The sequence below is a fragment of the Nocardia sp. 852002-20019_SCH5090214 genome (assembly GCF_001665865.1).
In the GTDB taxonomy this organism is placed as follows: Bacteria; Actinomycetota; Actinomycetes; order Mycobacteriales; family Mycobacteriaceae; genus Nocardia; species Nocardia nova.
The window spans coordinates 1-606 of record NZ_LZMK01000187.1 but is presented as its reverse complement, the minus strand read 5'-3'; the positions used below and the strand labels follow the sequence as shown (position 1 = coordinate 606).

Genomic DNA, 606 nt, shown 5'->3' with positions numbered 1-606 from the left:
GTCGATGACCACACCCCACTGGTCGGCGAAAGCGTTCCGCAGCTCGTCGAGTTTCTCGGCCGCGATCTCGGAGTTCTCGTGCCAGGTCAGCGCCTCGGCCAGCGATCCCGTCAGCGACCACCGGTTGCCCCACGCGATCTGCTGCAGATTCTCGGCGGCGTATCCGAGCTGGTGATCGATTGCCACATCGAGCATTTCCACCGCGCCGGTGCCGTGGGCGCGGGCCTTGTCGTAATCACGCTGGATTCGCGCGCGGGCGGCGCGGGCCTCCAGCCCGGACCTGGGGCTTCGGTGGTGGTGAGCTCGTCACGGGCGTAGCCGTGACGCTCAGCCGCGCGGGCCTGGTGCTCGCGGATGGCCTTGGCGACCGCGGCCAGCTGCGCCGGCGTCGCGGTGCGTTTCGGTACCGCCAGTCGTGCGTCGTAGAGGTAGGCCAGCAGTCGCCGGCCACGGCGGCGGGTTTCGGTCTGCGCGACCGGGGCATGGCCTCCGGGGGCCAGGCCCGCCGCCCGGAGCTGGCGGCGGGTCTTCAGATGCGATGGAGCGGCCTTCCACGGGTAGATCTCCGGTTCGTGATCGGCTGCCTCGGAAGCGGTTTCGAGCGGT

2 protein-coding genes are annotated in these 606 nt (G+C 70.5%); both read right to left on the bottom strand.

Translation table 11 applies throughout. The annotated features are described in order from the left end of the window. Positions 1 to 186 (bottom strand): hypothetical protein (locus tag A5780_RS15150; protein WP_156769509.1); only part of this gene is annotated, 186 nt, incomplete at its 3' end. Next, the gene (locus A5780_RS43110) at positions 111 to 533 is read right to left on the bottom strand and encodes a hypothetical protein (RefSeq protein ID WP_369829527.1); all 423 of its coding nucleotides are present in this window, start codon (positions 531 to 533) and stop codon (positions 111 to 113) included. The genes A5780_RS15150 and A5780_RS43110, both read right to left, overlap by 76 nt. Between the last annotated feature and the right edge of the window lie 73 nt (positions 534 to 606).